The organism is Rhizobium sp. SEMIA 4085 (assembly GCF_013004495.1).
In the GTDB taxonomy this organism is placed as follows: domain Bacteria; phylum Pseudomonadota; class Alphaproteobacteria; order Rhizobiales; family Rhizobiaceae; genus Rhizobium; species Rhizobium gallicum.
The window spans coordinates 1-4,362 of record NZ_JABEPH010000434.1 but is presented as its reverse complement, the minus strand read 5'-3'; the positions used below and the strand labels follow the sequence as shown (position 1 = coordinate 4,362).

The following is a 4,362-nucleotide window of genomic DNA, read 5'->3' as shown; positions in this document are numbered from 1 at the left end:
AGCTCGCCTTTTCCGAGGCGCCGGAACCGACGACCGACCGCACCTTTGCGCGCGGCAGGCCGAAGCGTCCGAGGCGCGCGATCTCGACTTCGACGAGGTCGCCGTCCTTGGCGTCGCCGGTATAGTCCGGATCGATCAGCATTTCTTCGCCGCGCCGTTCGATCGGCAGCAGCCGTCCGGCGCCGCCGGGGGCGGTGCGGAAAACACCCATGGTCGCGCCGCGGCGCTTGTCGATGATCTTGATGATGCGCGCGGTATAGGCCGGTCCGCCGCGGTCAGCCGCCGGGAAAATCTTCGCCACGACGCGGTCGCCCATCCCGGCAACGGGTGTCTTTCCCTTGCCCTGACGTCCGGCAGGCGACGTCTGGCGGATCGCGACGGCAGGCGCAACGCCCTGATCCTCCGGCCATTCCGCCGGCCGGGCGATCAGTTCGCCGTCCTTGTCGCGTGTGGTGATGTCGAGAACGGTTACGGGCGGCAGTGCGCCCGGCCGGATCAGCGACTTCCGTGTCTTCTGCAGCATGCCTTCCTGTTCGAGGTCCCGTAGCATGTGCTTGAGTTCGACACGGCTGTCGCCCTTGAGGCCGAAGGCCTTGGCGAGCTCGCGTTTGGACGCCTTTTGTGGATGTTCGGCGATGAAGCGCAAAATGACTTCCCGCGACGGCAATGCGCCGTGCACGATGTTTAGCGGTTCGACGGGAGCGGCATCGCGGCTCGCGCGGCCGATCTTCCCCGGGCGCTTGCCCATGGTCTTCGTTCTTTCGCGCGGATTCCTGCTCACTCTCAGCTCTTCTTCGTTTTCGCGGGCGATTTCGCTTTCGCAGCGGCTTTAGCCTTGGGCTTGGCGGCGCTTTTCATCGCCTTGCCTTCGGAAGCGGCAGCCTTTGCCTTCGGTTTTGCTCTGCCCTTGGCCGCCGGCGCCTTGCTGGCCTTGGCCGCGATCAGGGCCAGCGCCTCCTCGACCGTGATTGCCTGCGGATCCTTGCCCCTCGGCAGCGTGGCGTTCACCTTGCCCCAGCTCACATAGGGACCATACTTGCCGTCACGAACGATGATTGCGCCGCCATCCGGATGCTCGCCCAACTCCTTGAGAGCCGCCGGTGTTCCACGCCCGCGGCCGCCCGGAGCCTTGTTCGCCTTCTCGGCAATCAGCGTTACCGCACGGTTGAGACCGATCGAAAACACGTCCTCGACGCTTTCCAGATTGGCATAGCCGCCGTCATGCAGCAGGAATGGCCCGTAGCGCCCGATACCGGAGGAGATCATCTTGCCGGTTTCCGGGTGCTTGCCGATGTCACGCGGCAGCGAGATCAGCGCCATCGCCTTCTCGTAGTCGATGTCTTCCGGCTTCCAGCCCTTCGGCAGCGAAGCGCGCTTGGCATCCTTGCCGTCGCCGCGCTGGATGTAAGGGCCGAAGCGGCCGGAGCGCAGCGTCAGCTCCTCGCCGGTCACCGGATCGGCGCCGAGGTTCTTCGGTTCGTTTTGTGCCCCACCTTCGGCTTCTGCGCCGTTTTCCGAGGTGAGCTGGCGGGTGTAGTTGCATTCCGGATAGTTCGAGCAGCCGACGAAGGCGCCGTATTTGCCGAGCTTCAGCGACAGGTTGCCGGTACCGCAGACCTGGCAGATGCGCGGATCGCTACCGTCCTCCCGCTTCGGGAAGACGAGCGGCGCCAGCTGTTCGTTCAGAGAGTCGAGCACATTGGTGACGCGCAGTTCCTTTGTATCCTCGATCTGCGAGAAGAAATCCTTCCAGAAATCGCGAAGCACCTGTTTCCAGTTGAGCTCGCCTGCCGAGATCCGGTCGAGCTTCTCTTCAAGGTCTGCGGTGAAATCGTATTCGACATATTTGGTGAAGAAGCTCTCGAGGAACGCCGTCACCAGCCGTCCCTTGGAATGGGGGATCAGCTTGCGCTTGTCGATCGTCACATATTCGCGGTCGCGGAGCGTTGCGAGCGTCGCGGCATAGGTGGAGGGACGGCCGATGCCGAGCTCTTCCATCTTCTTGATCAGTGTCGCTTCCGAATAGCGCGGCGGCGGTTCGGTGAAGTGCTGCGTCGAGTTGATTTTCTGCTTTGCGAGGTTCTCGCGCGCATTGATCTCCGGCAGGCGGCCGCCTTCGTCGCTCTCGTCGCTCTGTTCGCCGTCTTCCTTCTGGTCGGTGTAAGCGGCAATGAAGCCGTCAAACCGGATGACGGATCCGACGGCGCGCAGGCCAGCCTTCTGGCCATTGTTGTCAGCAATGATTTCGGCCGTCGTGCGCTCGATTTCGGCCGAGGCCATCTGGCTCGCAATGCCGCGCTTCCAGATCAGGTCGTAGAGCTTGATCTGATCGGCATCGAGGAATTTCCGCACACGGTCAGGCGAACGGTAGAAATCCGTCGGACGGATTGCTTCGTGCGCTTCCTGGGCGTTCTTCGCCTTGGTGGAATAGAAACGGGCCTTCTCCGGCATGTAGCTCTCGCCGAACTGATCGACGATGGCGCGTCGCGCCGCATCGATCGCCTCGGGTGCCATCTGCACGCCATCGGTACGCATATAAGTGATGAGACCGACCGTCTCGCCGCCGATATCAACACCCTCGTAGAGTCTCTGGGCGATCTGCATCGTGCGCGATGCGGAGAAACCAAGCTTGGAGGAGGCCGCCTGCTGCAGCGTCGAAGTCGTGAACGGCGGTCCCGGGTTGCGCTTGACGGGCTTTGCCTCGACGCTGTCGACGACATAGGCTGCACCCTCGAGCAGGGATTTCAGCTTGGCGGCGTCTTCGCCATTGGCGATCGATCGCGCCTGCAACCGTTTGCCATTGGCTGCAACCAGCTTGGCCTCGAATTCATCCCCGCGCGGCGTCTTCAGGAGGGCCGAGATGTTCCAGTATTCTTCCGAGATGAAGCGCTCGATCTCGGTTTCGCGGTCGCAGACGAGACGCAGCGCAACCGATTGCACGCGACCGGCCGAACGGGCGCCCGGCAATTTGCGCCAGAGAACCGGCGAAAGATTGAAGCCGACGAGGTAATCCAGCGCGCGGCGTGCGAGATAGGCATCGACCAGCGGTACGTCGATGTCCCGGGGCTCGGCCATCGCGTCCAGAACCGCCTTCTTGGTGATGGCGTTGAAGACGACGCGCTTCACCGACTTGCCGTTGAGCAAGCGCTTCTTGTTCAGGACGTCGAGCACGTGCCAGGAGATCGCTTCACCTTCGCGATCCGGGTCGGTCGCGAGGATGAGCCCGTCGGAAGACTTCACCGCGTCTGCGATATCCTTCATGCGCTTGGCCGAGGCGCTGTCGACCTCCCAAAGCATTTCGAAGTCCTGGTCAGGAAGAACAGAGCCGTCCTTGGCAGGCAGATCGCGCACATGGCCGAAGGAGGCGAGCACCTTGTATCCGGAGCCCAGATACTTGTTGATCGTCTTGGCCTTGGCAGGCGATTCCACCACTACAACATTCATCATGATTCTCTAAAAAACTACCGCGCCCGGCGAGGAGAAGAGCGTAATACTTGCCGCTCGAAGAATACCGGCCCTCCGACATGGACAGGGAAATCGTTCCGGTCAAGGGGTTTGCTGAATTTAGGCGTTACATCCAGTGCAACCAAAGAGAGGTTAAGAACGCATTGCAATTTGCGGTGCCCGTTTTTCAAGTGCGGCCAGGGTTATTGCAAGCAGCGGTCCGAAATCGTCCAGAGACCACCCTCATGGGGCCCAAGGTTGAAAGGAAGAACAGCGATGGATCGGCCCCGCGGGGAAAAATCGCACCCATCCGCCAAATGTCGCCGAAAAGGAAGAGGTGGATCATGCCGTGCTGTCTGCTCGAGATGGCCTATGTCGAGGCCGAGCCTCACGAACCGCATGTAGGAAGCTCAATCGCCCATCGCAAGGCAGACGAGGCAGCCGGCATGCCGGTGCAGCCTTGCGCCGATATCAAGCTCAAGCAGAAACGCGATAATCGCCGAGGCGGAGAGCCCGGCGTGCCGGGTGATCGTATCGATCTGGACTGGCCTCGGCCCCAGCGCATCGGCAATCCTGGCGCGCTCGAAAACATCGGGTGGCACCATGTCCCTTCCGCCAGCGGGGCACTTTCGATCTGTCTCACGTCGACGAAGGGGCGCCGAATTTGCACCAGTTCCAGTTCCCGATATGCCTCGGCTTCGGCGCGCGTCGCACCGCCGCGCGACGAGAGCACCGAGCGCGGTTTGCTCCAGCCGAAATGATTGATGAGGTCGCGGAAGGTGGGCGGGCATTGTCGGAGCGATCAGCCGCAGCCAGGCAATCCGTGCCTTTTCGTCAGCGCAATTCCCTTCGGCCTTGCCCTTGCCGCGGCCATCTTATCCCTTTGCCCCGATCTTGCTCTCCGTCCCACTCATGAGG

Annotated in this window: 1 protein-coding gene and 2 pseudogenes; all 3 read right to left on the bottom strand. The window is 62.1% G+C overall.

Features of this window, described 5'->3' with window-relative positions; translation table 11 throughout:
- Positions 1–781, bottom strand: a pseudogene (locus C9413_RS28445) (ribonuclease R); the annotation flags it as partial.
- Positions 782–783: 2 nt separating this feature from the next.
- Positions 784–3,444, bottom strand: coding sequence for a type I DNA topoisomerase (topA, locus tag C9413_RS28440; protein WP_039844588.1), 2,661 nt, complete (start codon positions 3,442–3,444; stop codon positions 784–786).
- Positions 3,445–3,854: 410 nt separating this feature from the next.
- A pseudogene (locus C9413_RS33920) lies at positions 3,855–4,046 on the bottom strand (DNA-protecting protein DprA); the annotation flags it as partial.
- Positions 4,047–4,362: the final 316 nt, after the last annotated feature.